Here is a 24,100-nt window from a genome sequence, read left to right as displayed (position 1 = left end):
CCTGCCGGGGCAACGCCGCCTCCGCCGTGCATAACGACGTTTTGTGGGGAGAGCAGGACATGGACGGACATCAGGACGGCCGCCGGTGGGCGCGATGGGGGCGGGCGGCGCGGACAGCCGCCACCGCGGCGGCGGCAGCCATCGGGATCGCGGCGCTGGCGCTCGGATCCACGGCGGGCCCGGCCGTCGCGGGCGTGGGCTCCGCCGAGCGCGGATCGCCGAGCGCCGCGCTCGCCGCCGCGTCGGTGGCCCGGGTCGCCGCGGGCAACGCGCACACCTGCGCGATCCCCACCGACGGATCACTGTGGTGCTGGGGCGACAACCTCAGCGGCCAGCTCGGCGACGGGACCACCACGAACCGCACCACCCCGGTCCAGGTCGGTGCGGCCACCACCTGGGCGCGCATCGACGCCGGCACCAGCAGCACGTGCGGGGTGCGCACGGACGGGACGCTGTGGTGCTGGGGCGGCAACTCCAACGGGCAGCTCGGCGACGGGACCTCCACGAAGCGCACCACCCCGGTGCGGGTCGGTGACGCCACCAACTGGGCCAGCGTCAGCGTCGCCGCCAACCACACCTGCGGCGTCCGGACCAACGGCACCCTGTGGTGCTGGGGCCTGAACCGCAACACGCAACTGGGCACCGGTTCGTCTCCCTACTGGACGACCACCCCGCTGCAGGTCGGCACGGCGACCACCTGGGCGAGCGTCTCCACCGGCTACGCGCACACCTGCGCCGTCCGCACCGACCGGACCCTGTGGTGCTGGGGCGACAGCACGGACGGCCAGCTCGGCCTCGGCATCCTCAGCTACCGGTCGACGCCGACGCAGGTGGGGACCGCCAGCTGGGCCGGCGTGACGACCGGCTACGCGCACACCTGCGCGGTCCGCACCGACGGGACCCTGTGGTGCTGGGGCGAGAACGGGTACGGCCAGCTCGGCGGCGGCACCGGTTTCCAGACCACGCCGGTCCAGGTCGGCACCGCCGCCACGTGGGCCAGGGTCGACGCCGGCGTCGACACGTCGTGCGCGGCCCGCACCGACGGCAGCCTGTGGTGCTGGGGCAACAACAACTCCGGGCAGGTCGGCGACGGCACCACCACCCACCGCAACACCCCGACCCGGATCGGCACCCTCACCACCTGGACCGACGGCTTCGCCGTGACCTACCACGGCTGCGCGATCCGCACCGACGGCGGCCTGTGGTGTTGGGGCAACAACATCTCCGGGCAGGTGGGCGACGGCACCACCGTCAACCGGTCGACCCCGGCGCAGGTGGTCGTGCCGGCCTGACCGGAAGTCCCGTTCTTCTCCGCCGCGCGGGCCCCGGTCCGGGTGGCTGTACCGGCGGAAAGGCCCTGGCCTGGGGTGTGAATCGCCAGGCCAGGGCCTTCTTCTGTTCCCCCGAACCGGCGGGGCATTCGCCGGTGCCATTCGCGCCCACCGGGGGGACGGCTGACAGGAGCAGTCGTCGGCGGTACGCTGTGGGCGCTCGGAATCCGAGCGGCATATCCAATTCTGTCATTCAGCCGGATTTCTGTCGGACTTCCGGCAGTGATGCCGTCGACCGTTTACCGCGACCGCGTTCGCGATCCTCCGATTACGGTGAGTGTCGCTTTAGTTGTGTCCGGTAATCGTCAATGCATCGTGACGGAGAGATTGTGTTGGGAGAGAGGGCATTGATGCATCGGCCCAGAATGTCTAGATGGCGAATGTTCTCCGCCGTCGCGCTCGGCGTCCTGCCGGTCCTTGCCGCCGCGCCGTCCGTCGCGGCGGTTCCCGGGGAGGCGGAGCGGCTGCCGCAGGCGTCGACGACCTTTGAGCACGAGTTGCTCGGAAAGGCCGTTCCCGACGAATGTTTCGCCGGCATCGGACAGCCCTATCCCGCCGGGCCGCCGTGCGCGCAGGGGCAGGCCAAGGTCAACCAGGCGTACGTATGGTCGCTCGCCCAGGCGAACAATCGCCTCTGGTTCGGCACCGGAGCAAATGTTAACTGCATCGTAACGGGGTCGACGCTCTCCCTGCCGAACCCGCGGCTGAACGACGACTATGTCTGCGAGTTCGCGAGCAGTCAGATTGTCGTACAGAATCCGACCATGCCGACAAACGTGGGCGATCACCGGCAGCCCCGGGTGTACGTATACGACCTGGCCTCCAAAGTGCAGACGGAGAAGACCAGCGTCATCATGAACGCGTCGGCCGACGACGCGTCCCGGCTGAAAAGGACGCTGGGCCTGCGGGCCGGCGGAACGCACCAGGGCGTCGTCCTGCTCGCCGGGCCGGCCCTCGGCCAGACGGTCAACATGTTCGCGTTCGACACGGCGACCGGCGATTACCTCGGGTCGGCCAACTTCACCAAGTACGGCAACATCCGCCACTTCCTCGTGGCCGGCGACGTCCTCTACGCGGGCGTCGGGGTCGGCGCCAACGGCCGTGACGGCGGGTACATGCTGCGCTGGGCCGGCGACCGGACCAACCCGTTCAACTTCGTCGAGGTCGGCAAGCTGCCCGCCCAGATCGCCGACCTGACGGAGCACGACGGCCGGGTCTTCGTCAGCACCTGGTCGGCGGCGACCGGCGGGTCGCTCGCCGCGCGTTCGACGGCCCGCACCGGCTGGGGCCGTCCCGGCGTCACGCCGGCCGACGAGCCCAACCCCGCCGTCGCCGGCGTCTGGATGAGCCCGCCGCTGGCCGACGGCGCGCCCGGCCTGACGGAGGAGGACACCGTCGGCTGGAAGCAGGTCTGGAGCGCGGCGTCCTACGAGCCGGACCCGGTCATCGCCGGCACGTACGGCCTCGGTGCGCTGATGTCCTACCAGGGCTACCTCTACTGGGGGACGATGCACGTCCCGATGAAGTCGACGAGCGTGGTCGCCGACCTGTACCCGCCGGCCGACGAGACCGCGGCGCGGACGATGCTGGAGAACACCCAGCGCCCGGTGAGCATCTTCCGGGGCAAGCGGTTCGACACCGACCGGGAGAAGGTGGAGCTGCTCTACGGGGAGCGGGTGCTGCCGGCGTACGACCCGACGGCGAACGAGGGCGCGGGCGCCTGGAAGTGGACCCCCACCGGCTACAAGCCGAAGTACGGCCACAGCGGGTTCGGCAACGTCTACACCAACTACACCTGGACCATGGCCGTCGCCGGCGGGCGGCTCTTCGTCGGCACGATGGACTGGAGCTACCTCGCGAAGGACCTGCTGCCCGAGGCCGCGCGGCAGATGGGCTTCGCCAACGCGGCGCGCGGGCTGAGCGACGACCTGGACCCGATCGAGATCGACCCCGAGCTCTACGGCGGCGACCTGTACGTGTTCGAGTCGAGCCTGCGGCCCGCCACCGCGGTCGACACGAAGGGGATGGGCAACTACCTCAACTACGGCTTCCGCACCATGGTCGCCGACGGCTCGACCCTGTACCTCGGGATGGCCAACCCGATGAACCTGCGTACCGACCCGACCGACGACGTTCCGGAGGGCGGCTGGGAGCTGATCAAGCTCACCCCCACCGGGCACTGAGCGGCAGCGGTGGGGCCGCCCGGCGCGTCCGGGCGGCCCCGCCGGCTCTCGTCCGGGGGCGGCCCCGGTAATCAGAAGAGGGTGAGGGGCTCGACCGGCACCGGCTCGGGCAGCGCCCCGAGGCCGGGCACCCGGGCGCGCACCTCGTCGTGGAACCGGCGGGCGAGCGCCGGCGCGTCGGCGTTGTCCGGGGTGTGCACGAACACGGTGGGCGAGCGGCCCTCGCGCAGCCAGCCGGCGACCACGTCGACCCAGCGCCGCCAGCCCTCGACCGTCCGCCCGGGGTCGTCGCGGCCGAGGTACCGGACGATCGGCCGGTCGGTCAGCGCCCGGGTCCGCAGCGGCAGGCGCGGCTTCCGCGTCCACGCCTCCCGCTCCGCGTCGCTGGTCGGCGGGCTCGCGAAGAACGCGGTGGTGTCGAACGGGATCCACTCGGCGTCGGTGACGGCGAGCGCCTCCTCGAGCAGCCGCGCCGCGTGGGCGTCGGCGAAGAACGCGGGATGACGCACCTCCACGGCCTGCCGGTGGGCCGCCGGGAGCCGCCGCAGGAAACGGGCCAGCGCGGGCACGTCGGCGGGGGCGAACGAGCCCGGCAACTGGACCCAGAGCGCGTGGGCCCGGGGCCCGAGCGGCTCGATCGCGTCGAGGAACGCGCGGAGTTCGGCGTCGGCGTCGGCGAGGCGGCGGTCGTGGGTGACGAGCCGGGGCAGCTTGACCACGAACCGGAAGTCCGGCCCGGTCTGCCGCGCCCACGACGCCACGGTGTCCCGGCTCGGCGTCGCGTAGAACGTCGTGTTCCCCTCGACCGCGTCGCACCAGCCGGCGTAGTGCCGCAGGCGCTCCTGGGCGGGCGACGGGTGCGCCAGGAAGCGCCCCTGCCACGACCGGTGCGCCCACATCGCGCATCCCACGTGCAGCCGCATGGGCCGACCCTATCCGGGCGCGCCGGGCCGGGGTCCGCCCCGGGTGGCACGGGCCCACCGGACTGGTGTCGGTGGTGTTGAATGTGGACGTCCCGCCCGTCTGACGGAGGTGCGCATGTCGGAGCTTCGGCTGCTCGTGGAGCCGGCCGCGGCGGTCTCCGCCGACCGGGTCGACCAGCTCACCGGCGGGCTCGCCGACGACCTGCGGTCCGTGCGGGGGCTGCGCGTCGCGTACGCCCAGTCGCCCGCGACCACCCACGGCAAGTCGCAGCAAGCCTGGGAGTTGGGGATGCTGGCCGTCGGCGGCCTCTTCTCGGCCGCCACCATGCGCACGATCGCGGTGATCGCGGTGGCCTACGCCGACCGGATCAAGGCCCGGTCGGTCCGGCTGCGCCGGGGTGACCGGGAGTTGGTGGTCACCGGGGCGACGAAGGTCGACGACGCGCTCGTCGCCCAGCTCGTCGCGCTGCTGGCCGACCCGCCCCCGGCCGCCGAGCCGGGCCCGCCGCCGCTCCCGCCCGCCGAGCCGGGCGCGCTGCCGCCGGCGGGGACGAGCGGCGGTGCCGCCGCCGGGGGCTGACCGTGGGACAGCGCCGCGCCCTGCTGATCGCCAACGACCGGTACGTCGACGAGGCGCTGAGCGACCTCTACGCGCCCCGGGAGGAGGCGCGGGACCTGCTGAGCCTGCTCGCCGACGCGGACATCGGCGCGTTCGACCAGACCGTGCTGCTGGAGAACGAGTCGAAGAGCTCGATCGAGCGGGCCATGGAGTCGATGCTGCGCGTGGCCGGCCCGGAGGACCTGGTCCTGCTCTACTTCTCCGGTCACGGGGTGCGCAGCAGCAAGCGGGGCCGGCTGCACCTGGCGGTGTCGAACACGGAGGTCGACCGGCTCTCGTCCACGGCGGTGTCGGCGTCGTTCGTCCGCGAGCTGCTCGACGAGTCGGACGCGGCGAGCTTCGTGCTCCTGCTCGACTGCTGCTACAGCGGGGCGTTCGAGGGGCAGGGCCTGAAGACCACCGACGACCTGGCCATCGACGGTGAGCTGAAGACCGGGTACGGCCGGTACGTGATCACCGCCACCAACTCGGTGGAGCGCGCCGACGACGGCCGCCCGGCGTCGGGGGCCGCACCTCGGCTGCGCTCGGCGTTCACCGAGACGGTCATCCAGGGGCTCAGCACGGGCGCCGCCGACCTCACGGGCCAGGGCCGGATCACCCCGGACGACCTGTGGCGGTATGTCCGGACGGAGCTGCCCAGGCGCACGACGTCGCAGTCGCCGTCGCAGTTCGGGCAGGTCAGTGACGAGATCCACATTGCGCTGTCGCGGGAGGGCCACCACCGTCAGCGCCAGCGCCGCGACCACCGGGACCTGCGCCTCGGCGACCTGCTCGGGCCGTTGGAGCCGACCGACGACGTGCGGCTCTGCGCGGTCGACTGGCGGCGGCGTGGTCTGCTCAAGGTGCCGGTCGGCCAGGCCCACCGGCTCGACCAGCCGGCCGGCGAGCCGCTCTGGCTCGACCTCGCCTCGTCCGAGGGGCACCTGCTGGTGGTGGGGCGGGCCGGGACCGGCAAGACCACGCTGCTGCGCACCATCGTCGGCGGGCTGGCGCTGACCCACTCCGACCAGGAGGTGGCCTTCCACTGCCTGGAGTCCGGCGGGAACTGGCTGGGCCCGATGCGCCGCCTGCCGCACGTGCGCGAGGTCGTCGGCGACGACGAGGTCGCCGAGGTCGACGCCCTGCTGGACCGGCTGGAGCGGGACGTCCTCGCCCGCAAGAAGCTGTTCCGCCGCTACGAGCTGGAGTCGCCGACGAGCCTGCGCGCCCGGCGCGCCACCCTGGACGGCGGGCCGTACCCGGACTTGTTCCTGGTGGTCGACCGCTGGCAGGACTTCGCCGCCCTGCTGCCGGACTTCACCACCCGGGTGGTCGACCTGGCCAACAAGGGCCTGGGGTACGGCGTGCACGTCGCCGTCGTCGAGCGCAGCTGGCGGGCGATCCCGGAGGAGCTGCTGGAGCTGCCGCAGGCCAGGATCGAGACCCGGCTGTCCCAGCCGCAGGAGTCGCGGGTCAGCCCCGACCTGGCGGGGCGGCTGCCGGCGAACCTGCCGGGCTGGGCGATCCACGGCCGGCGCACCTTCCGCATCGCCCTGCCGGACCTGACGGTCAGCGACGCCGATCCGGAGACCGAGGCTCCCGGCGCGGTGGACGAGGCGGGGCTCATGGTGTCGCTGATCGCGCAGGCGTGGTCGAGCGCGCGGGAGCCCGAGGAGGTCGTCGCCGGCCGGCGGGTGCGGGTGCCGTTCTCCGGGCACACGGACGAGGCGCTGGCGCTGGTCGGCGTGGCGGACTACGCGGCGCTGGGCGACTTCGCGGGGGCCGACGAGCCGCTCGGCCCGGACTTCCTGCGGCTGCCCATCGGGGTGGCGGAGGACGGCCGGCCGGTGCTGCTAGACCTGAAGGAGTCCGCCCGGGACGGGATGGGCCCGCACGGGGTGCTGGTCGGCGCGCCCGGCTCGGGCAAGGGCGAACTCGTGCGGGCGGTCGTGCTCGGGCTCGCGGCCCGGCACTCCGTCGCCCGGTTCAGCGTGCTGCTGGTCGACTTCAAGGGCGGCGCGGCCTTCGCCGGGCTGGACGGCCTGCCGCACGTCGCCGGGCACGTCGTCAACCTCGCCGAGGACCCGGCCCTGGCCGACCGGCTGCGGGACGCGCTCGGCGGCGAACTGGCCCGCCGGCAGGAGCTGCTGCGGTCCGCCGGCACGCTGCCGAACTGGTGGGCGTACGAGCAGGCCAGGGCGGCCGGCGCGGAGCTGGTCGAGCTGCCGGTGCTGCTGGTCGTCTGCGACGAGTTCGCCGACCTGCTCACCGTCCAGCCGGACCTGGGCGAGCTGTTCGCCCGGATCGGCCGGGTCGGCCGCGCGCTGGGCGTGCACCTGCTGCTGGCCGGCCAGCGGGTCGAGGAGAGCCGGCTGCGCGGGCTGGAGACCTACCTGTCGTACCGGATCGCCCTGCGGACGTTCACGGCGCAGGAGAGCCGGCTGGTGATCGGGGTGCCCGACGCGTACGGGTTGCCGTCGGCCCCCGGGAGCGGCTATCTGCGCGCCGGGTCGGGTGATCCGGTCCGGTTCCGGGCGGCGTACGTCTCGGGGCCGGTGGGCCTGCGCACCGGCTACGCGGAGCCGCCGCCGCCCGACCTGGCCGGGCACAGCCTCGTCGACGTCGTGGTGGGCCGGCTGCGCGCCGCCGGGCCCCGGGCGCGGCAGGTCTGGTTGCCGCCGCTGGACGCCTCGCCCACCCTGGGTGGGCTGCTGCCGCCGGTCGACCCGAGCGCCGCCGGGCCGCCGGCCGACCTGCCGGGGTTCCTCGCCGTGCCCGTCGGGATCGTCGACCGCCCGTACGAACAGCGCCGAGACCCGCTGACGGTGGAGCTGGCCGGCGTGGGCGGGCACGTCGCGGTGGTGGGCGCGCCGCTGGCCGGCAAGAGCACGCTGGTGCAGACGCTGGTGGCCGCGCTGGCCCTGACCCACAGCCCCCGGGAGGTGCAGTTCTTCTGCCTCGACTTCGGCGGCGGGCGGCTGGGCGTCCTCGCCGGGTTGCCGCACGTGTCCGGGGTGGCCGGGCGGCGCGACGTCGAGGCGGTGGGCCGGACCATCGCCGAGGTGGTGGGGATCCTCGACCGGCGCGAGGACCGGTTCGCGGAGCTGGGGATCGAGTCCATGGCGGCCTACCGCCGCCTGCGCGCCGAGGGCGCGCACGCCGACGACCCGTTCGGCGACGTGTTCCTCGTGGTCGACGGCTGGCCGACCCTGCGGCGGGAGCACGAGGAGCTGGAGGAGGCCGTCGCCGACGTCGCCGCCCGCGGGCTGACCTACGGGGTGCACCTGCTGGTCACCGCCGGCCGCTGGGCCGACTTCCGGCCCGGCCTGCGGGACCGCCTCGACACCCGGCTGGAGCTGCGCCTCGCCGACCCGTACGAGTCGGAGATGGGCCGGCGGGCGGCGGCGAACGTCCCGGAGCGGTCCCCGGGACGCGGCCTCGCGGGCGACCGGGCGCACTTCCTGGCCGCCCTGCCGCGCGTCGACGGCCGCGACGGCGTCGCCGACCTGGCGGAGGCGACGGCCGAGCTGGTGGCGGGGGTGGCCGCGGCGTGGCCGGGGGAGGCGGCGCCGCCGGTGCGGCTGCTGCCGTTGCGGCTGACGGTCGCCGAGCTGGACCGCGCGTGCCCCGCCGGGGAGCGGGGCCTGCCGATCGGGCTGGACGAGGCGACGCTGGGCCCGGTGGTGCTCGACCCGGCGGCCGACCCGCACCTGGTCGTCTTCGGCGACGCCGAGTGCGGCAAGACGAACCTGCTCCGGCTCGTCGCCCGGCAGGTCGTCGCGCGCTACTCCCCGGCCGAGGCGCGGCTGGTGCTCGCCGACTACCGGCGGGGCCTGCTCGGCGCGGTCGAGGGGGAGCACCTGCTCGACTACGCGCCCTCGGAGCAGTCCTTCGCCCAGACGGTCGCGGAGATCCGTGGCGTCCTACACGAGCGGCTCCCGGGCCCGGACGTCAGCCCGCAGCAGCTACGCGAACGGAGCTGGTGGCAGGGCCCGGAGCTGTACGTCCTGGTGGACGACTACGACCTCATGGCGGCGGGCGGCACCAACCCGCTGCACGCCCTGCGGGAGCTGCTGCCGGTGGCGGGGGACGTCGGCCTGCACGTGGTGCTGGCCCGGCGGAGCGGCGGGGCGGGGCGGGCGATCTACGAGCCGGTGCTGCAGACCCTGCGCGAGCTGGGCTCGGCCGGGCTGCTGATGTCGGGCGACCGGGGGGAGGGCGCGATCCTCGGGAGCCTGCGCCTGCGTCCGCTGCCGCCGGGCCGGGGGGTGCTGGTCCGCCGCCGGGAGGGGCAGCAGGTGATCCAGACCGCGCTCGTGGCGGCGTGATCGTCAACCCAGGGTTGACGATCCGAGGTGCGTCAACTTATGGTTGACGCATGACGGAATACGCCCAGCTTCCCAATCCGGTCCGGCTCGACGACCTCATCGCGGGGATCAAGAAGGCCCGCCCCGACGTGCTCGACCAGCTCGCCGACGCGGTCGTGGCCGCCGACCACCTCGGCGACGTCGCCGACCACCTCATCGGCCACTTCGTCGACCAGGCCCGCCGCTCCGGCGCGTCCTGGACGGAGATCGGCCGCAGCATGGGGGTCAGCAAGCAGGCCGCCCAGAAACGCTCCGCCGCCAAAGCGGAGACCGCCGCCACGCTCGACCCGAGCGCCGGGTTCGGCCGGTTCACCCCGCGCGCCCGCAACGTGGTGCTGGCCGCGCAGGAGGAGGCGCGGGCGGCGGGCCACGCCGAGATCACCCCGGGGCACGTCGTGCTCGGCCTGCTCGCCGAGCCGGAGGGGCTGGCCGCCGCGCTGATCGTGGCCCGGGGCGTACCCCTGGAGCGGGTCCGGGAGGCCGCCACCGCGGCCCTGCCGGCGAAGGCCGACCGGGTCCCGGAGCTGATCCCCTTCGACGCGCGGGCCAAGAAGGTCCTGGAGCTGACGTTCCGGGAGGCCCTGCGCATGGGACACAACTACGTCGGCACCGAGCACATCCTGCTCGCCCTGCTGGAGGAGGAGGGCGGTGACGGCGTGCTCGGCGGGCTCGGCCTGGAGAAGGACGCCCTGGAGTCCGCCGTGGAGGGCGCGCTGGCCGAGCTCGCCCGCAAGCGGGCCTGAACCGCGTCGGGCACGCGCCACGGGGGCGCGTGCCCGACGTCGGGACGGCGGTCAGTCGGCGGCGGGGAACCCGTAGCGGGCCGCGTGCTCCGGGTCGGCCGGGTCGACCTGCCGGATGCCGGCGTCGGCGAGCCGCTTGTTCACCTCGTCGAGCTGCTCCCGGACCAGCCGGGCCTCCTCCTCGGTGACCCGCCCCCGGTGCGGCTTGCCGGCGTGCTCGATGGTGCCGTAGTCGACCTTCTCGGCGCCCTTGCGGGCCTTCGGGGGCCGCACCCGCTCGGCGGTCTTCAGCAACTGGGCCATCGGCACGTCGGTGGCCATCGCGTCGAACTCGCTGGCCGTCAGCACCACCCGGCGGGGCTCGCCGCCGCCGTGCCGGTCGTGGACCTCGACCACCGCGACGTCCAGGGCCGCGTCGTCGATGCTCTCCACCTCGGTCGCGGTGGCGTCCAGCTGCACGGGCCCCGCGACCAGGTCGGGGTGCTCCAGCACCACGACGCGGACCACCTCGTCGTCCGGCTGCAGAACGGTGCCGCTGAAGTCGGAGACGTGGATCGTCTTCTTGCCCATGCGCGGAGCTTCTCCTGTCGGTGACCGGTTGTCGGACCAGAAGAAATTACCCGACAGGTGTGCGAAAGGACGGGCTGGACCGGACGGGTGTGTCGCGCGGCGGCCGGTCGGCACGCCGGGCCGAGGGCCGTAGGCCGCCGCCTACGATCACCGGGTGGACACCCCGGTCGCCGCCCCGCCGCCCCGGACCGAGGCCGAGGCGCTCGCCGTGCAGGACCGGCTGCGGCCGCTGGTGGACCTGACCGCGCCGGGGCCCGCCGCGCCCGCGACCGTGGCGGGGCTCGACGTCGCGTACGCCGAGTGCGGCGACCGGCTCGCGGCGGCCGTCACCGTGCTGGACGCCCGGACGCTGGCCGTGGTGGACCAGGCGGTGAGCGTGGGCCGGCCCGCCTTCCCGTACGTCCCCCGGCTGTTCGCCTTCCGGGAGCTGCCCGCCCTGCTGGCGGCGTTGGGCCTGCTGACCGTCCGCCCGGAGCTGCTGGTCTGCGACGGGCACGGGCTGGCCCACCCGCGCCGGTTCGGGCTCGCCTGCCACCTGGGCGTGGTGACCGGCCTGCCGGCGATCGGCGTCGGCAAGACGCCGCTGGTGGGCCGCTGGGAGCCGCCGGGCGCCGCGCGTGGCGCCTGGTCCCCGCTGTGCGACGGCGGGGAGGTGGTGGGCCGCGTGCTGCGCACCCGGGACGGCGTGAAGCCGGTCTTCGTCAGCGTCGGGCACCGGATGGGGCTGGAGAACGCGTGCGCCCGGGTGCTCGCGCTGACGCCGCGTTACCGGCTGCCCGAGACCACCCGCGCCGCCGACCGGCTCTGCCGCGCCGCGCTCGCGGGCCGCAGCGGCGGGTGAGAAGGGGACCCTTCTCTACCGCAGGCGTTAACAAGGGGCCCCTCCTTTCCGCGTCGAGCCGCGATCGGCGGCCGGTAGTAACCTGGCCCGCGGACCCGGACGGGAGAAACGGCGGTGATCATGGCGCTACGTCGGCACGCGACGCGGCTCGCGGCGGTCTGCGTGATGCTGGGCGGCCTGGTGGCCGCCGGGGCGTCGCCGGCCCTGGCCGAGGGCGACTCGGTGCGGGTACGCGCCACCGACAGCTTCCGGCCGGGCGGCTCGCCCGGCGCGGTCAACGTCGAGGTGCGCAAGCGCACCGAGGGCTGCGTGGTGCTGCGCACCGGGCTGGGCCTGAGCCTCGCCGGTCTCGCCGCCAACCAGGTCACCGCGCAGGTGAGCCTCGGGGGCCGTTGGGTCCCGGTGCCGGTCTCTGGCGGCGGGGGAGCGGTCACCACAGGCCGGTCCGCCCCGACGAACCCGACCCTGTGCAAGGGCAAGGGCGTCACGATGCGCTACCGGCTGACGTTCGCGGCGGGGGCGCCGGGCGGCCGGCTCACGGTGGTCGGCGAGGCGGTCGACGGGCGGGGCCGGGCCATCGGCCGGGGGGCCGTCGCGTCCCGGGTGGTCGGGCCGCAGGCGGCGACGCCGTCGCCCACCCCGAGCCGCAGCCCGTCGCGGTCGCCGAGCCCCAGCCCGAGCCCGACGGCGGAGCCCACGACCGACGCCCCGACGGCCGGGGAGCCGACCCTGGCCGCCGTCGCCGCCGAGGCCGGCGGGGCCGGCACCGTGGCCGCGGCCGAGGAGGGCTCCGGCGGGCTGTCCTGGATCATGCTCTTCGGCGTCGGCCTTGTCGTGCTGGGCGTCGGCCTGATCGTGCTGCTGGTGCGCCGGTCGCGGGCCGACCGGGAGCCGGCCGACGACGCCGACGCCCTCCCCGGCGTCCCGTTGCCGCGCAACCCCGGCGGCACCACCTACCGCTCGGCGACGCCCGCGACGCCCGCGCCGGGCCGGACGCCACCGGCCCCCGGGGTGTACGGCCGACCGGCCGCGCCGCCGTCCGGCGGGGTCTACGGCTCGCCGGCCGCGCCGCCGCCCACCGGCGGGGTCTACGGCGGCGCGCCGCCACCCGCCGGGGGCGACGCGGCGGGGCCGGGCGAGCCGCCCGCGCCCGCCGGTGGGGGCGACGCGACGACGATCATGCCGCGCCTGCCCGGCTGAGGCCGGCCGCCCCCCGGTGCTCCGATACGCTCAGGCCGTTGGCGACCTGCGGCGAAGGAGCGAAGCGCGTGTCTGATCTGTCCCGGATCGTGAAGGCGTACGACGTCCGTGGGACGGTGCCGGACCAATGGGACGAACGCGTCGCCGAGGCGCTCGGGGCCGCCTTCGGGCAGGTGCTCGCCGCCGCCGGCGAGCCAGGCGACGCCGTGGTGATCGCGCACGACATGCGGGCCAGCGGGCCGGGCCTGGCGGAGGCGTTCGCCGCGGGCGTCCGGGCCGAGGGGCGCTCGGTGATCGAGCTGGGGCTGGCCTCCACCGACATGCTCTACTACGCCTCCGGCACCCTCGGGCTGCCCGGGGCGATGTTCACCGCCAGCCACAACCCGGCGCAGTACAACGGGATCAAGATGTGCCGGGCCGGCGCCCGCCCGATCGGCCAGGACAGCGGGCTGGCCGAGATCCGGGACCGGGCGCAGGCCCTGCTCGACTCCGGGGCCGCCCGGCCGGCCGGCGTGCCGACCCGGCCGACGCAGCGGCGCGACCTGCGCCCGGAATACGCGGCCCACCTGCGCAAGCTGGTCGACCTGTCCGGCATCCGGCCGCTGAAGGTCGTGGTCGACGCGGGCAACGGGATGGGCGGCTGGACGGTGCCCAGCGTCCTCGGCGACGCCGTGCTGCCCGCGCTGCCGCTGGAGATCGTGCCGCTCTACTTCGAGCTCGACGGCACCTTCCCCAACCACGAGGCCAACCCGCTGGACCCGGCCAACCTGGTCGACCTCCAGCGGGCCGTCCGCGCGCACGACGCCGACCTGGGCCTGGCGTTCGACGGCGACGCCGACCGCTGCTTCGTGGTCGACGAGCGCGGCGAGCCGGTCTCCCCGTCGGCGATCACCGCCCTGGTGGCGGTCCGCGAGCTGGCCAAGCACCCCGGCTCCACGGTGATCCACAACCCGATCACCTCGCGCGCCGTGCCGGAGATCATCCGCGAGCACGGCGGCGAGCCGGTGGTGACCCGGGTCGGCCACTCGTTCATCAAGGCCGAGATGGCCCGCACCAACGCCGTCTTCGGCGGTGAGCACTCCGCCCACTACTACTTCCGCGAGTTCTGGTTCGCCGACACCGGCATGCTGGCCGCCATGCACGCGCTCGCGGCGCTCGGCGGCCAGGCCCTGCCCCTGTCCGAGCTGGCCCGCGAGTACGAGCGCTACGTCGCCTCGGGCGAGATCAACTCCACGGTGGCCGACCAGGCGGAGAGCATCGCCCAGGTGCGGGCCGCGTACCCGGAGGCGGCGGTCGACGAGCTGGACGGGCTGACCCTGAGCTTCCCCGACGGCGCCTGGTTCAATCTGCGCGCCAGCAACACCGAGCCGCTGCTGCGGCTGAACGTCGAGGCACCGACCGAGGAACGGATGATCTCCCTCCGCGACGAGGTGCTCGACCGGGTTCGCCGATAAGATCCCCTGCGCCGGCCGGCACCGCCGACCGCCGCCTACGCACCCGTGGAAGGAGCCGCACCGTGGCCCTGGACCCGCAGTTGCTCGAGATCCTCGCCTGTCCGGACACACACCACGCCCCGCTCGACTACGACGCGGGGGCGCAGACGCTGACCTGCACCGAGTGCGGGCGGATCTTCGAGGTGCGCGACGACGTGCCGGTGCTGCTGCTCGACGAGGCGCGCGGCGGACCCGCGCAGCAGTCGTGATGGAGGGGACGGCCGGGGTCAGCGGGCACCGGCACGCCGACGAGGCCCTGCTCGACAACCCGGACGCCCTCGCCGAGCACGACCCGGGCGGCATGCTGCGGTTCATGGCCTCGGCCGGGGCGCAGGTGCGGGAGTCCGCCGCCCTGGCGGCGGAGGCCAACCTCACCGTGCTCGCCGACGAGGGCCGCCCCCGGGCGGTCGTCATCGCCGGCATCGGCACCGCCGGGCGTACCGGGGACGTGCTGGCCACGGTCGCCGGGCCGCGCTGCCCGGTGCCGGTCATCCCGCACCGCAGCGCCGGTGTGCCCGGCTGGGTGGGCGCGGCCGACGTGGTGATCGCGGTCAGCGCCTCCGGCCGCAGCCCGGAGGCGCTCGGCGCGGCCGAGGCCGCCCACCGCCGGGGGGCCCGCCTGGTCGCCGTCGGCGCGCCCGACTCGCAGTTGCAGTCGGTGGCCGAGCGGGCCCGCGCGCCGTTCATCCCGGTGCCCCGCCGCGCCCCGGCCCGGGCCAGCCTGTGGGCGCTCACCGTGCCGGTTCTGCTCGCCGCCCGTACGCTCGGGCTCGTGAAGGTCAACGAGGCGGATCTCGCGGAGACGGCGGCGCGGCTCGACGCCGACGCCGACCGCTGCCGCTCCACGGCCGAGTCCTTCGTCAACCCGGCGAAGTCGCTGGCCCTGGGGCTGGCCGGCTCGGTGCCGATCGTCTGGGGCTCGTCGCCGCTGGCGACCGTCGCGGCCCGCCGGTTCGGCGACACCCTGTCGGCCAACGCCCGCTACCCGGTGGTCAGCGGGGCGCTCGGCGAGGCCGGGCGGGGCCGCGTCGGCCTGCTCGACGGCGTGTTCGGCGGGCTGGCCGAGGGGGAGCGGGACATCTTCGCCGACCCGGGCGAGTCCGCCGACGGCGGCACCCGGCTGCGGCTGGTGCTGCTGCGCGACGGCGGGCTCAACGCCGAGGACGACGCCGACGAGCCGCTGGCGGTCGAGGAGCGGCGGGCCGACGCCGTGCAGACGCTCGCCGAGCGGCGCGGGGTCCGCTGCGACGTGGTGACGGCCGAGGGCGGCTCCGCGCTGGAGCGGCTCGCCTCGCTGGTGGCGGTGCCCGACTTCGCCTCCGTCTACCTCGCCCTGGCACACGGGCTGGACCCGATGGCGGTTCCGGCCATCACCGAGATGAAGGAGCTGGCAAACCAGTGAGCACGTGCGGCATCGAACGGGGAGCGGTGTGAGCGCCAACGGCGGTACGAGGGCGATCGTCGCGGCCCTGCTGGCCAACGTCGGCATCGCGGTCACGAAGTTCATCGCGTTCCTGTTGACGGGCTCCTCGTCGATGCTCGCCGAGTCGATCCACTCGGTGGCCGACTCGGGCAACCAGGGCCTGCTGCTGCTCGGCGGCCGGCGGGCCAAGCGCGAGGCCACCCCGCAGCATCCGTTCGGGTACGGCCGGGAGCGCTACGTCTACGCGTTCATCGTGGCCATCGTGCTGTTCAGCGTCGGCGGCCTGTTCGCGCTCTACGAGGCGTGGCACAAGGCCGCCGACCCGCACCCGATCGAGAGCTGGCACTGGGTGCCGGTCGTCGTGCTGGTGGCGGCGATCGTGATGGAGAGCTTCTCCTTCCGCACGGCGATCGTGGAGTCCAACCTCATCCGGGGCAACCAGTCCTGGGTGCGGTTCATCCGCCGGTCCAAGGCCCCCGAGCTGCCGGTGGTGCTGCTGGAGGACTTCGGCGCGCTGGTCGGTCTGGTCTTCGCCCTGTTCGGCGTCGGGATGACCCTGATCACCGGCAACGGCATGTGGGACGCGGCCGGCACGGCGATGATCGGCGTCCTGCTGGTGGTCATCGCCGTCACCCTGGCGATCGAGACCAAGAGCCTGCTGCTCGGCGAGGGCGCGGAGCCGACCGACGTGGCGACCATCGAACGGGCCGTCACCGACGGCCCGGAGGTGGAGCGGATCATCCACATGAAGACGCTCTACCTGGGCCCGGAGGAGCTGCTGGTGGCCGCGAAGATCGCGGTGCCGGCGTGCGAGAGCGCCGAGGAGCTGGCCCGGGGGATCAACGCCGTCGAGGCGCGGATCCGCGCGGCCGTCCCGGTCGCCCGGGTGATCTACCTGGAGCCGGACATCTGGTCCGCCACCGCGCAGCGGGCCGGCACCGGCGCCGCCGCGCAGACCGCCGTCGCCACGCCGGAGGCCGTCGCGCCGCAGGCGGCGGTGGCCGGCGCGGACGAATCGCCCGCCGGGGGCTGACCATGGAGCCGCTGCACGGTCCGATCCGGGACTACGCCTGGGGTTCGCGCTCGGCGATCGCCGGGTTGCAGGGGCGGCCCGTGCCCAGCCCCGGGCCGGAGGCGGAGCTGTGGCTGGGCGCCCACCCGGGCGCGCCGGCCAGCGTGCAGCGCGACGGCGAGCCGGTGAGCCTGCTCGACGTGCTGGCCGCCGAGCCGGGGCGCTGGCTCGGCGAGCGGTCGGTGCGGCGGTTCGGCCCCCGGCTGCCGTTCCTGCTCAAGGTGCTCGCCGCCGACGCCCCGCTGAGCCTGCAGGCGCACCCCGACGCGGAGCAGGCCCGCGCCGGGTACGCGGCCGACGCGGCGCGGCCGGCGGGGGAGCGCAACTACGCCGACCCGCACCACAAGCCCGAGCTGCTGGTCGCGCTCACGCCGTTCGCGGCGCTGTGCGGCTTCCGCGACCCGGCGGTGTCGGCGGCGGCGCTGGCCGCGTTCGGCGTACGGGCGCTGGAACCGGTGGTGGCGGCGCTGCGCGAGGGCACGGCGGGGCTGCGGGAGGCCGTCCGGCTGCTGCTGAGCTGGCCGGAGGCCGAGCGGGCGGGGCTGGTGGGGGCCGTGCTGGCGGCGGAGGCCGCCGGGCCGGACGCGGCGCTGGCGCGGGCCCTGGCCACCCGGTATCCGGGCGACCCGGGGGTGCTGGTGGCGCTGCTGCTGCACCACGTGCGGCTCGCGCCGGGGGAGGCGATCTGGATGCCGGCCGGCAACCTGCACGCCTACCTGCGGGGCACCGGTGTGGAGATCATGGCGGCCAGCGACAACGTGCTGCGGGGCGGCCTGACCCCGAAGCGGGTGGACGTCGACGAGCTGCTGCGGGTGTTGCGCTTCGAGGTGCTCGACGACCCGCTGGTGGCCCCGGAGCAGGTGGCGCCCCAGGTGGTGCGCTGGCCGGTGCCGGTCGACGACTTCGCGCTGCACCGGGCGGTGCTGGCCGGCGCGCCGGTGCGGCTCGCGGTGCCGGGGCCCCGCGTGGTGTTCTGCCGCGCCGGGAAGGTCCTGGCCGACGACGGGACGGGTGCGGTGGCCCTCGCGCCGGGGCAGGCCGCGGTCGGTCCCGCCGACGCGGGCCCGCTCGTCCTCGACGGCGAGGGCGAGGCGTACGTGGCGACCAGCGGGTTGGACCGGGGCGCCCTCGGGTCCGGCTAAAGCCGGGCTTGGGTTCCGCTTGGACCGGCGTGTTTTCCGCTCGTTCGACCTGCCCGTGCGGGGCGGCCGAGGTGGCCGGTGGGTGGGGACCGGGCGGGCGGAGCCGGCCGACACAAATCGGGAATTCCCGAAATAGCTTGACGGCGTGCTGGCTCGGTGTAACTTTCTAAGTGCGCAGCGTCACCGCGACGAAGGTCCGGTGGCGCGCGGGGAACCAAACCGGGGGGATGCACGGGGCGGCCGGACCGTGGGCGGACAGTCCGCTCGCGACCGACCGCCCCGTGCGCTGTCCGTCTCCGCGCGTAAGGTGGAGGGTCGCGCAGCACTTCGTTCGTTCGACAGGAGCTTCCATGACCAGCACCCTCCCGGCGGCCCAACCCGGCACGCCGTCCGAGGCCCGGCCGAGCACCCTCGCCGAGGGCGACTACAAGGTGGCGGATCTGTCGCTCGCCGAGTTCGGGCGCAAGGAGATCCAGCTCGCCGAGCACGAGATGCCGGGCCTGATGGCGATCCGCCGCGAGTTCGCGCAGGCGCAGCCCCTCGCCGGGGCGCGGATCACCGGCTCCCTGCACATGACGATCCAGACCGCCGTGCTGATCGAGACCCTGGTCGCGCTCGGCGCGCAGGTCCGCTGGGCGTCGTGCAACATCTTCTCCACCCAGGACCACGCCGCCGCCGCGATCGTCGTCGGCCCCGACGGCACCCCCGACGCGCCGGCCGGCGTTCCGGTCTACGCCTGGAAGGGCGAGAGCCTCCAGGAATACTGGTGGTGCACCGAGCGGGTCCTCGACTGGCCCGACGGCCAGGGCCCCAACATGATCCTCGACGACGGCGGCGACGCGACCCTGCTCGTCCACAAGGGCGTCGAGTTCGAGAAGGCCGGCGCCGTGCCGCCGGTGGAGTCGGCCGACTCCGAGGAGTACGCGGTCATCCTGGAGGTGCTGCACCGGTCGCTCGGCGAGGACGGGCAGCGGTGGACCCGGATCGCCGCCGGCATCAAGGGCGTGACCGAGGAGACCACCACCGGCGTGCACCGGCTCTACGAGATGCACCGCGCCGGCACGCTGCTCTTCCCGGCCATCAACGTCAACGACTCGGTGACCAAGAGCAAGTTCGACAACAAGTACGGCTGCCGTCACTCGCTGATCGACGGCATCAACCGGGCCACCGACGTGCTGATCGGCGGCAAGATGGCCGTCGTCCTCGGCTACGGCGACGTGGGCAAGGGCTGCGCCGAGTCGCTGCGCGGCCAGGGCGCGCGGGTCGTGGTGACCGAGGTCGACCCGATCTGCGCCCTCCAGGCGGCGATGGACGGCTACCAGGTCTCCACCCTGGACGACGTCGTCGAGCAGGCCGACATCTTCATCACCGCCACCGGCTGCTTCGACGTCATCACCAACGAGCACATGGCCCGGATGAAGCACCAGGCCATCGTCGGCAACATTGGCCACTTCGACAACGAGATCGACATGGCCGGGCTGGCCAAGCGCTCCGACGTCGAGCGGGTCAACATCAAGCCGCAGGTCGACCTCTGGAAGTTCGCCGACGGGCACGCGATCATCGTGCTCTCCGAGGGCCGCCTGCTGAACCTCGGCAACGCCACCGGCCACCCGAGCTTCGTGATGTCGAACTCGTTCGCCAACCAGACGATCGCCCAGATCGAGCTGTTCACCAAGACCGACGAATACCCGACCGGCGTCTACGTGCTGCCGAAGCACCTCGACGAGAAGGTCGCCCGGCTGCACCTGGCCGCGCTCGGCGCGAAGCTGAGCACGCTGACCAAGGAGCAGGCGGCCTACCTGGGCGTCTCCCCGGAGGGCCCGTTCAAGCCGGAGCACTACCGGTACTGAGCCAGCACGACAGGGACCGGGTCGGCCGCACGGCGGCGGGCCCGGTCCCTTCGCGTGTGGGGGCGTGCGGCGGGGGCCGGCGGCGATCCCGGGGCGGGCGGGGCCGGGCGGGTGACGTGGCGAAGAACAACTTGACGGGGCCGGGCCGGCGGGAGGAAGGTATGGCTGCCCTAAGTTAACCGAGGCAACCTGATCGATCACGGAGCACCGATGTTCGCCACCTACCTGATCGGCCTGCGCGAGGGCCTGGAAGCGACCCTCGTGGTCAGCATCCTGGTCGCCTTCCTCGTCAAGTCGCAGCGCCGGGACCGGCTGCCGCAGGTGTGGGGCGGCGTCGGGCTCGCGGTGGCGCTGTCGGTGCTCGTCGGCTGGCTGATCGAGTACACCTCGACCTCGCTGCTGGCCCGCTCCGAGGACCGGGAGCTGTTCGAGGCGGTCACCTCGGTGGCGGCCGTCGTCTTCGTCACCTGGATGATCTTCTGGATGCGCCGGGCGGCCCGCACGATGGCCGGCGAGCTGCGCGGCCGGCTCACCGAGGCGCTCGCGGTCGGCTCGCTCGCGGTCGCCGGGATGGCCTTCCTCGCGGTGGTCCGCGAGGGGCTGGAGACCGCGCTCATCTTCTACTCCGCGGCCCAGGGCGCGGCCGGCGACAGCGGGCCGCTGTTGGCCCTGCTCGCCGGCATCGCCAGCGCCGTGGCGATCGGCGTGGGCCTCTACTTCAGCGCCCTGCGGATCAACCTGTCGGTGTTCTTCACCTGGACCGGCGCGCTGCTGATCCTGGTCGCCGCCGGCATCCTCAAGTACGGCGTGCACGACTTCCAGGAGGCCGGCGTCCTGCCGGGCCTCAACGACCTGGCCTTCGACATCAGCGCGACGCTCGACCCGAGCACCTGGTACGCGGCCCTGCTCGCCGGGATGTTCAACGTCACCCCCGCGCCGAGCGTGTTGGAGACCGTGGCCTGGGTCGCGTACGCGGTGCCGGTGCTGGCGCTCTTCCTGCGCCGCCCCGCCCCGCCCACCGGCGCGCCCGCGCCCGCCCCGTCGGCGGCTGCCGCCGGCGTCACCGAGCCCACCGGAACGGCGTCCGCGTCGCCGCGCGCCTGACCATCCCGAGGAGAAACCCCGATGCGTACCACCCGCTTCCTGGTGCTCGCCGCCGCCGGCGCGCTCGCCACCACCGGCCTCGCCGCCTGCGGCGGGCAGGAGAAGGACGCCGGCACGGCCGACGGCGGCCCGATCGCCGTCAAGGCGAGCGACACCGCCTGCGAGGTCGGCCGGACCGAGCTGGCCGCCGGCCAGACCGTCTTCGAGGTGACGAACTCCGGCGCGAAGGTGACCGAGTTCTACGTCTACGCCGCCGGGGACCGGGTGATGGGCGAGGTCGAGAACATCGCCCCCGGGCTCAAGCGCGAGCTGCGCGTGGAGCTGCCCGCCGGGACGTACGAGACGGCCTGCAAGCCCGGGATGAGCGGCAAGGGGATCCGGGGGGCGCTGAAGGTCAGCGGCACCGCCGCGACCGTCGCCCCCGACGCCGCGCTGGCCGAGGCCACCGCGAGCTACCAGCGGTACGTGACCAGCCAGACCGCCGCGTTGCTGACGAAGACCGAGGAGTTCGTCGCCGCCGTCAAGGCCGGCGACGTGGCGAAGGCCAAGGCGCTCTATCCGGTGGCCCGCACCTACTGGGAGCGGATCGAGCCGGTGGCGGAGAGCTTCGGCGACCTCGACCCGAAGATCGACGGCCGCGAGGAGGTCGTCGAGGAGGGCATGGAGTTCACCGGCTTCCACCGGATCGAGAAGGACCTCTGGACCACCGGCGACATCAGCTCCGACGGCCCGATCGCCGACCGGCTGCTCGCCGACGTCAAGGAGATCGTCGCCAGGGCCAACGCCGAGAAGCTCACCCCGCTCCAGCTCGCCAACGGCGCGAAGGCGCTGCTCGACGAGGTCGCCAGCGGCAAGATCACCGGCGAGGAGGAGCGGTACTCGCACACCGACCTGTGGGACTTCAACGCCAACCTGGAGGGCTCGAAGGCCGCCATCGCGGCGCTGCGCCCGGCCCTGGAGCAGCGCGCCCCCGACCTGGTCGCCCAGCTCGACACCGAGTTCGCCAACGTGGAGACGGCGCTCGGCAAGCACCGCGACGGCGACGGCTGGAAGCTGCACACCGCGCTGAGCAAGGCCGAGCTGAAGGAGCTGTCCGACAGCATCAACGCGCTGGCCGAGCCGATCAGCAAGGTCGCCGCGGTCGTCGCCCGGTGACGTACGGCCCCGGCGGACGCGCCGACGAGCAGGAGAGGGTGGTCGCATGAGCGCGAAGTTGTCCCGGCGGCGGGCGATCACGCTCGCCGGCGCGGGGGTCGCCGGGGTGGCGGGCGTCGCCGCCGGGGCCGGCGCGCTGGTCCGCGGCGGGGCCGAGCACGCCTCGGCCGACCAGGGCGCGGCGGCCGGCGCGGTGCCCTTCCACGGCGAGCACCAGGCCGGCATCACCACCCCGGCCCAGGACCGGCTGCACTTCGTCGCCTTCGACGTGGTCACCAAGGACCGGGCCCGCCTGGTCGAGCTGCTCGGTGAGTGGACGGCCGCCGCCGCCCGGATGACCGCCGGGAAGGACGCCGGGGTGATCGGCGCGGTCGGCGGCGTGCCGGAGGCCCCGCCGGACGACACCGGCGAGGCGCTCGGCCTGCCCCCGTCCCAGCTCACCCTCACCGTCGGCTTCGGGCCGACGCTGTTCCGCGACGCCCGGGGGCGGGACCGGTTCGGCCTCGCCGACCGCCGGCCCGCCGCGCTGGTCGACCTGCCGCACTTCGCCGGGGACGCGCTGCGGCCCGAGATCTCCGGCGGCGACCTCTGCGTGCAGGCGTGCGCCAACGACCCCCAGGTGGCGGTGCACGCCATCCGCAACCTGGCCCGCATCGGCATGGGCGTGGTCAGCGTCCGCTGGTCGCAGCTCGGGTTCGGGCGCACCTCGTCGACCTCGACCGGGCAGGCGACCCCGCGCAACCTGTTCGGCTTCAAGGACGGCACGGCCAACCTCAAGGCCGAGGACGGCGGGCTGCTGCGCGAGCACCTGTGGGTGCAGCCCGGCGACGGCCCGGACTGGATGACCGGCGGGTCGTACCTGGTCACCCGGAAGATCCGGATGCTCGTCGAGACCTGGGACCGCAGCTCGCTCGTCGAGCAGGAGCAGATCGTCGGCCGGGCCAAGGGCAGCGGCGCGCCGCTGGGCAGGGGCGACGAGTTCGACGAGCCCGACTTCGCCGCGAAGGGCGACGACGGCCAGCCGGTGATCGCCGAGACCTCGCACGTGCGGCTGGCCCACCCCGACGCCAACGACGGGGCGCGGCTGCTGCGGCGGGGCTACAACTTCGTCGACGGCTCCGACGGGCTGGGCCGGCTCGACGCCGGGCTGTTCTTCATCGCCTACCAGCGCGACCCGCGCAAGCAGTTCGTCCCCATCCAGACCCGGCTGGCCCGCAACGACGCGATGAACGAGTATCTGCGGCACGTCTCCAGCGGCATCTTCGCCTGCCCGCCCGGCGTCCGCGACGGCGGCGACCACTGGGGGCGGGCGCTGTTCGGCTGATCGGGCGGCCCGTCGGCGGCCCGCCGGCAACTCCCCGGACGGTGCCGCTCCCACCGACCGGAGCGGGGATGGAAGTATAGATCCCATGAGAGCCCGGGTACTGGTGGTCGACGACGACCCCGCGCTCGCCGAGATGCTCGGCATCGTCCTGCGCAGCGAGGGTTTCCTGCCCTCGTTCGTCGCCGACGGGGAACGGGCGCTGGCCGCGTTCCGGGAGAACCGGCCCGACATCGTCCTGCTCGATCTGATGCTGCCCGGCATGAGCGGCATCGATGTGGCCCGGGCGATCCGGGGCGAGTCGGGTGTGCCGATCGTGATGCTGACGGCCAAGAGCGACACGGTGGACGTGGTGCTCGGCCTGGAGTCCGGCGCGGACGACTACGTGGTCAAGCCGTTCAAGCCCAAGGAGCTGGTGGCCCGGATGCGGGCCCGGCTGCGCCGGGGCGAGGACGTGGCCCCCGAGCTGCTGACCATCGGCCCGCCCGGCAACCAGATCAGCATCGACGTGCCGGCGCACACGGTGAGCCGCAACGGCGAGGAGGTGAAGCTCACGCCGCTGGAGTTCGACCTGCTGGTCGCGCTCGCCCGCAAGCCGCGCCAGGTGTTCACCCGCGAGGTGCTGCTGGAGCAGGTCTGGGGCTACCGGCACGCCGCCGACACCCGGCTGGTCAACGTGCACGTGCAGCGGCTGCGGGCCAAGATCGAGCCGGATCCGGAGCGGCCGGAAATCATCCTGACGGTGCGGGGCGTGGGCTACAAGGCGGGCACGGGATAGCCTTGG

General features: G+C 74.4%; 19 protein-coding genes. 17 read left to right on the top strand and 2 right to left on the bottom strand.

Annotated elements, in window-relative coordinates; translation table 11 throughout:
- Window positions 1-59: 59 nt before the first annotated feature.
- Together HDA31_RS23415 and HDA31_RS23410 are read left to right on the top strand one after the other, a co-directional pair.
- Complete coding sequence (locus HDA31_RS23415) at window positions 60-1,292, top strand: RCC1 domain-containing protein (RefSeq protein WP_178063558.1); 1,233 nt, start codon at window positions 60-62, stop codon at window positions 1,290-1,292.
- Window positions 1,293-1,711: 419 nt separating this feature from the next.
- Window positions 1,712-3,514, top strand: a complete 1,803-nt coding sequence (locus HDA31_RS23410; protein ID WP_246384439.1) for a hypothetical protein — start codon at window positions 1,712-1,714, stop codon at window positions 3,512-3,514.
- A 71-nt stretch (window positions 3,515-3,585) separates the two neighbouring features.
- On the opposite strand, the gene HDA31_RS23405 is transcribed toward HDA31_RS23410, so the two are convergent.
- Window positions 3,586-4,437, bottom strand: a complete 852-nt coding sequence (locus HDA31_RS23405) for a DUF72 domain-containing protein (protein ID WP_178063560.1) — start codon at window positions 4,435-4,437, stop codon at window positions 3,586-3,588.
- A gap of 115 nt (window positions 4,438-4,552) precedes the next feature.
- Here HDA31_RS23405 and HDA31_RS23400 point away from each other — a divergent pair, with 115 nt between their 5' ends.
- Genes HDA31_RS23400 through HDA31_RS23390 form a run of 3 tightly spaced genes read left to right on the top strand, consistent with a single transcriptional unit; the run spans window position 4,553 to window position 10,145 of the window.
- Window positions 4,553-5,017: a hypothetical protein gene (locus HDA31_RS23400; RefSeq protein WP_178063561.1), complete on the top strand. Its 465-nt coding sequence runs from the start codon at window positions 4,553-4,555 to the stop codon at window positions 5,015-5,017.
- Window positions 5,018-5,019: 2 nt separating this feature from the next.
- Complete coding sequence (gene eccCb, locus HDA31_RS23395) at window positions 5,020-9,363, top strand: type VII secretion protein EccCb (protein ID WP_178063562.1); 4,344 nt, start codon at window positions 5,020-5,022, stop codon at window positions 9,361-9,363.
- 50 nt (window positions 9,364-9,413) lie between these two features.
- Window positions 9,414-10,145 (top strand): Clp protease N-terminal domain-containing protein, encoded by a 732-nt coding sequence (locus HDA31_RS23390; RefSeq protein ID WP_178063563.1) that lies wholly within the window; start codon window positions 9,414-9,416, stop codon window positions 10,143-10,145.
- Window positions 10,146-10,196: 51 nt separating this feature from the next.
- Here HDA31_RS23390 and HDA31_RS23385 read toward each other — a convergent pair whose 3' ends face one another.
- Window positions 10,197-10,715, bottom strand: coding sequence for a hypothetical protein (locus HDA31_RS23385; RefSeq protein ID WP_178063564.1), 519 nt, complete (start codon window positions 10,713-10,715; stop codon window positions 10,197-10,199).
- 154 nt (window positions 10,716-10,869) lie between these two features.
- Between HDA31_RS23385 and HDA31_RS23380 the strand changes: the two genes are divergently transcribed.
- The 12 genes from HDA31_RS23380 (at window position 10,870) to mtrA (ending at window position 24,094) form a co-directional block, all read left to right on the top strand.
- Window positions 10,870-11,556, top strand: a complete 687-nt coding sequence (locus tag HDA31_RS23380) for an endonuclease V (RefSeq protein ID WP_178063565.1) — start codon at window positions 10,870-10,872, stop codon at window positions 11,554-11,556.
- A 120-nt stretch (window positions 11,557-11,676) separates the two neighbouring features.
- Window positions 11,677-12,756 carry a hypothetical protein gene (locus HDA31_RS23375; RefSeq protein ID WP_178063566.1) on the top strand — a complete coding sequence of 360 codons (1,080 nt, stop codon included), beginning with the start codon at window positions 11,677-11,679 and terminating at the stop codon, window positions 12,754-12,756.
- Between the two features lie 68 nt (window positions 12,757-12,824).
- Entirely contained in the window at window positions 12,825-14,210 is a 1,386-nt protein-coding gene (locus tag HDA31_RS23370) for a phosphomannomutase/phosphoglucomutase (RefSeq protein ID WP_178063567.1), read from the top strand.
- Window positions 14,211-14,272: 62 nt separating this feature from the next.
- Window positions 14,273-14,458: a Trm112 family protein gene (locus tag HDA31_RS23365; protein WP_043962058.1), complete on the top strand. Its 186-nt coding sequence runs from the start codon at window positions 14,273-14,275 to the stop codon at window positions 14,456-14,458.
- The gene (locus HDA31_RS23360; protein WP_074478441.1) at window positions 14,455-15,651 is read left to right on the top strand and encodes an SIS domain-containing protein; all 1,197 of its coding nucleotides are present in this window, start codon (window positions 14,455-14,457) and stop codon (window positions 15,649-15,651) included. The genes HDA31_RS23365 and HDA31_RS23360 overlap by 4 nt, the downstream gene beginning before the upstream one ends.
- 28 nt (window positions 15,652-15,679) lie before the next feature.
- A complete protein-coding gene (locus HDA31_RS23355; RefSeq protein WP_178063568.1) occupies window positions 15,680-16,705 on the top strand; it encodes a cation diffusion facilitator family transporter in 1,026 nt (341 codons plus the stop codon).
- A 2-nt stretch (window positions 16,706-16,707) separates the two neighbouring features.
- Window positions 16,708-17,886, top strand: a complete 1,179-nt coding sequence (gene manA, locus HDA31_RS23350) for a mannose-6-phosphate isomerase, class I (protein ID WP_178063569.1) — start codon at window positions 16,708-16,710, stop codon at window positions 17,884-17,886.
- Between the two features lie 350 nt (window positions 17,887-18,236).
- On the top strand, window positions 18,237-19,736 hold the full coding sequence (gene ahcY, locus HDA31_RS23345) for an adenosylhomocysteinase (RefSeq protein WP_178063570.1): 1,500 nt from the start codon (window positions 18,237-18,239) through the stop codon (window positions 19,734-19,736).
- Window positions 19,737-19,946: 210 nt separating this feature from the next.
- Window positions 19,947-20,840, top strand: coding sequence for an iron uptake transporter permease EfeU (gene efeU / locus HDA31_RS23340; protein ID WP_178063571.1), 894 nt, complete (start codon window positions 19,947-19,949; stop codon window positions 20,838-20,840).
- 21 nt (window positions 20,841-20,861) lie between these two features.
- On the top strand, window positions 20,862-21,995 hold the full coding sequence (efeO, locus tag HDA31_RS23335; protein ID WP_178063572.1) for an iron uptake system protein EfeO: 1,134 nt from the start codon (window positions 20,862-20,864) through the stop codon (window positions 21,993-21,995).
- Between the two features lie 46 nt (window positions 21,996-22,041).
- Entirely contained in the window at window positions 22,042-23,319 is a 1,278-nt protein-coding gene (gene efeB, locus HDA31_RS23330) for an iron uptake transporter deferrochelatase/peroxidase subunit (protein WP_074478452.1), read from the top strand.
- A gap of 85 nt (window positions 23,320-23,404) precedes the next feature.
- Complete coding sequence (mtrA, locus tag HDA31_RS23325; RefSeq protein WP_043962066.1) at window positions 23,405-24,094, top strand: MtrAB system response regulator MtrA; 690 nt, start codon at window positions 23,405-23,407, stop codon at window positions 24,092-24,094.
- Window positions 24,095-24,100 lie beyond the last annotated feature (6 nt).

Origin of the sequence: Micromonospora carbonacea, from assembly GCF_014205165.1 — a bacterium.
Classification (GTDB): domain Bacteria; phylum Actinomycetota; class Actinomycetes; order Mycobacteriales; family Micromonosporaceae; genus Micromonospora; species Micromonospora carbonacea.
The sequence above is the reverse complement of the archived record's forward strand: the minus strand, read 5'-3'. Positions and strand labels throughout refer to the sequence as shown.